Source organism: Streptomyces calidiresistens, from assembly GCF_014141525.1.
GTDB classification, from domain to species: domain Bacteria; phylum Actinomycetota; class Actinomycetes; order Streptomycetales; family Streptomycetaceae; genus Streptomyces; species Streptomyces calidiresistens.
This window is the reverse complement of record NZ_VKHS01000676.1, coordinates 1-3,000: the sequence shown is the minus strand read 5'-3', so window position 1 is coordinate 3,000 and position 3,000 is coordinate 1. Positions and strand designations below refer to the sequence as shown.

Sequence of the window (3,000 nt, the reverse complement as noted above, 5' to 3'; positions counted from 1 at the left end):
CCTCGACCCCCCGCCCCGGGGGCGTCCGGCGACGCGCCGAGCCGCCCCCCTGGCCGCCGCGCAGCCTGATGGGGCGGCTGCCGCCCGGGGCCGCCGCCGAACTGCGGGAGCTGGGGTCGGGCAGGGAGTTCCCCCCGAACACGGAACTGATGAGCGAGGGCGCCGGGGACACCCGGGTGATCCTGCTGCTCTCCGGGTTCGTGACGGTGCGCCGGAGTCTGGCGGAGGGCGGGGAGGCGCTGCTGGCGGTGCGCGGCCCCGGCGACGTCCTCGGCGAGTTGGCCGCGCTGGACGGCGAACCCCGCTCGGCGACCGTGCGATCGGCCGGCCCCGCCGTCGGGCGGGTGATCCGCGCGGACGTCTTCCGGACCTTCCTGCGCAGCCGCCCCGAGGTCGCGGAGACGCTGCAACGGGTGGTCACCGGCAGGCTCAGGGACGCGGTGCGCGACCGGGTGGACACCGGCGTGGGCCCGGCCCGGCTGCGGCTGGCCCGCACCCTGGACTCCCTGGTCCGCAACCACGGCGTGCCGGACGCCCGGGGCGGGCTGCGCCTGGCGTTCCCGCTCGCCCAGCGGGACATGGCGGCGCTCGCCGGGATCTCCGACGCGGGCCTGCAGCGCGCGGTGCGGGTGCTCCGCGAGGAGGGCGTGGTGACCACCGGCTACCGGGTGTGGGTGGTCCACGATCCGGAACGGTTGCGGGCGGCGGCCGACCCGGCCTCCCACCGGTGTCGACCACCGTCCGCGCGGAAGCGATCCGGGTCGACGGAACCCCGATCCCCGCTCGGACGGCCGTTCCACCGGGTCGGGGCGGCCGCTCGCACAGCAGGGTAGGGGCGCGGGCGGCCCTCGAACCCCCTCACCCGGGGGAGTTCGGGGAAACGGTCGCAGGGCGATCCGGTGGGGGTGCCCCGGCCGGCCGGATCCGGCCGGGGAGCGCGGGGCGGGGACCCGGGCCGGCGCCGCGCGGCGCCCGTCCCGGCTCAGCCGTACAGCTTGCTGCCGGTGCGGCGGTGGCGCGCGGTGCGGCGCGCGTCCATCGAGTGCGCCCCGGCGCCGGCCAGCACCAGCGTGAGGAAGCCGAACAGGTACGGCAGGTCCGGCCCGAAGTAGTAGGGGTCGGTGGACCAGCTCACCGTCAGCCAGAAGGAGAACGACAGCAGCGCGCCGCCGAGCGCCGCGAGGCGGGTCAGCACGCCCAGCAGCACGCCGGCGCCGACGGCGATCTCGGCGACCGCGACGGCGTGCCCGAACGGCCCCGGGTTGGCCAGCACCAGGTCCACCATCCACGGGACGGCGGCCCGGTCCCGGCCGAACTCCAGCATCGTCTCGATGGCCCCCTGGTCCATGGCCGAGCTGAAGGGCCCCCGGGAGGTGTACTTGTCGATGCCCGCGTACAGGAAGGTCAGGCCGAGGAAGAGCCGCAGCGGCAGCAGGGCCCAGCGGGAGGCCGGGGGCGGGGAGCCGTCCGGGCCGCCGCCGGTGGAGGGGGTGATCGTCCGTGCGGTCGCCGCCATGGCACGCTCCTCGGGCCGGATCGGTGTTCGACAGCGGGATGCCGGGGCGGGGCGGCCGGTCGGGGCCGGTCCCACCGGTCGGCCGGGCGGCCAGTCTGCCACGGGCGGGGGCGTCGACAGAGGGGGCGCGGGCGCCCGACCGGCGTTCTTCGTGCGGATCCGATCAATCGGCCCGACGGGCGACCGCGTGAACCGGTCGGCGGGGGGCGCGGCGGCCGGATGTCGCGCGGCCGACCGGCGACCGCACCGGCCGGCCGGGACTCACTCGGCGGCGGCGAGCAACGGGTCGATGGTGTCCCGGAAGGCGTCCGCGGGCTGGGCTCCCACGACGGCGTGCCCGTTGATCAGGAAGGACGGCGGCACGGCGACGCCCAGCATGGTCGCCTCCTCGGCGTCCCGGGCCACGGACTCCACGATCTCCTCGCGGTCCAGGTCGGCGAGGAACCGGTCGATGTCCGGAACGCCGGCCTCACGGGCCAGTTCCACCACGCCCTCCTCGGTGAACCGGCCGCTGTCGCGGTGGGCGTCCACCGCGTACACCGCCTCGTAGAACTCGCGGAAGCGGTCCTGCTCGCCCGCGGCCCGCGCGGCGCGCGCCGCGAGGTCGGACTCCGGGCCGTGGATCGGGAAGTTGCGGAACTCGATCCGCAGGTCGCCGGCGTCCACGTACTCCTCGATCAGCGTCGGCTCGACCTCCCGTGTCCAGCGTCCGCACACCGCGCACTGGAAATCGGCGTACATCAGCATCACGATCGGCGCGGCCGGGTCGCCGATGGCCATCGGGTCCTCGGCGTCGCGTCGGGCCAGGGTGTGCACGGGATGGTCGGCGGGGAGGGGCGTCACGGTGTCCTCCCCGTCGATGCCCTCGGCCGCGTCGGTCGGCGCGGTCGGCTCGGAGGAGCCGCCGGCGCCGGCGAAGAGGCCGGCCATGCCGCTGATCACCATCGCCCCGACCACGAGGGTCGCCAGGGCGATGACGACGAGGGACCGGTTCCTGCGGGAGTTCCTGCCGGTGAACATCACGCCATCCAGTGTGCGGGACCGCGCCGCGTACCCCCGAACGGGGGACGGATACCCTCCCGGCATGGACTTTCTCCGGGACATCCTGCTCGCCCTGCACATCATCGGCATCGCCGCGCTGCTGGGCGGTTTCCTCTTCCAGATGAAGGCGATGGGCGCCGGCACGGCGCGGATGCTGCCGGGCATGTGGCACGGCGCGCTGCTGATGCTGGTCACCGGCGTGGCGCTGGTGGGTCTGCTGGAGGCGGGGGACGGGACGGTCAACCACATCAAGGTCGGCGTCAAGTTGCTGATCCTGGTCGTGATCGCCGCCCTGGTCTACCTGCGCCGGGACGACGAGGCGGTGCCCACCCCGGTCTTCGGCACGGTTGGTCTGCTGACCGTCGCGAACATCTTCATCGCCGTCCTGTGGTGAGCGATCCGACCGGCTGACGCCCCCCGACCGCCCCGGCGTCGTTCCTCCC

At 75.4% G+C, this 3,000-nt stretch carries 4 protein-coding genes; 2 read left to right on the top strand and 2 right to left on the bottom strand.

All coding sequences use genetic code 11. The annotated features are described in order from the left end of the window. Positions 1-833 (top strand): Crp/Fnr family transcriptional regulator (locus tag FOE67_RS21340; protein ID WP_182666459.1); only part of this gene is annotated, 833 nt, incomplete at its 5' end. A gap of 149 nt (positions 834-982) precedes the next feature. Here the strand turns inward: FOE67_RS21340 and FOE67_RS21335 are convergent. Next, entirely contained in the window at positions 983-1,516 is a 534-nt protein-coding gene (locus tag FOE67_RS21335) for a DoxX family protein (RefSeq protein WP_182666458.1), read from the bottom strand. A 261-nt stretch (positions 1,517-1,777) separates the two neighbouring features. Next, positions 1,778-2,536 carry a DsbA family protein gene (locus FOE67_RS21330; protein ID WP_182666457.1) on the bottom strand — a complete coding sequence of 253 codons (759 nt, stop codon included), beginning with the start codon at positions 2,534-2,536 and terminating at the stop codon, positions 1,778-1,780. Between the two features lie 64 nt (positions 2,537-2,600). Between FOE67_RS21330 and FOE67_RS21325 the strand changes: the two genes are divergently transcribed. Next, complete coding sequence (locus FOE67_RS21325) at positions 2,601-2,951, top strand: hypothetical protein (RefSeq protein WP_182666456.1); 351 nt, start codon at positions 2,601-2,603, stop codon at positions 2,949-2,951. The last annotated feature ends 49 nt before the right edge of the window (positions 2,952-3,000 follow it).

Excerpts from the sequence above, each read along its gene's own strand:
- FOE67_RS21335 (WP_182666458.1), bottom strand. The coding sequence starts at position 1,516 with ATGGCGGCGACCGCACGGACGATCACCCCCTCCACCGGCGGCGGCCCG.
- FOE67_RS21330 (WP_182666457.1), bottom strand. The coding sequence starts at position 2,536 with ATGTTCACCGGCAGGAACTCCCGCAGGAACCGGTCCCTCGTCGTCATC.
- FOE67_RS21325 (WP_182666456.1), top strand. The coding sequence starts at position 2,601 with ATGGACTTTCTCCGGGACATCCTGCTCGCCCTGCACATCATCGGCATC.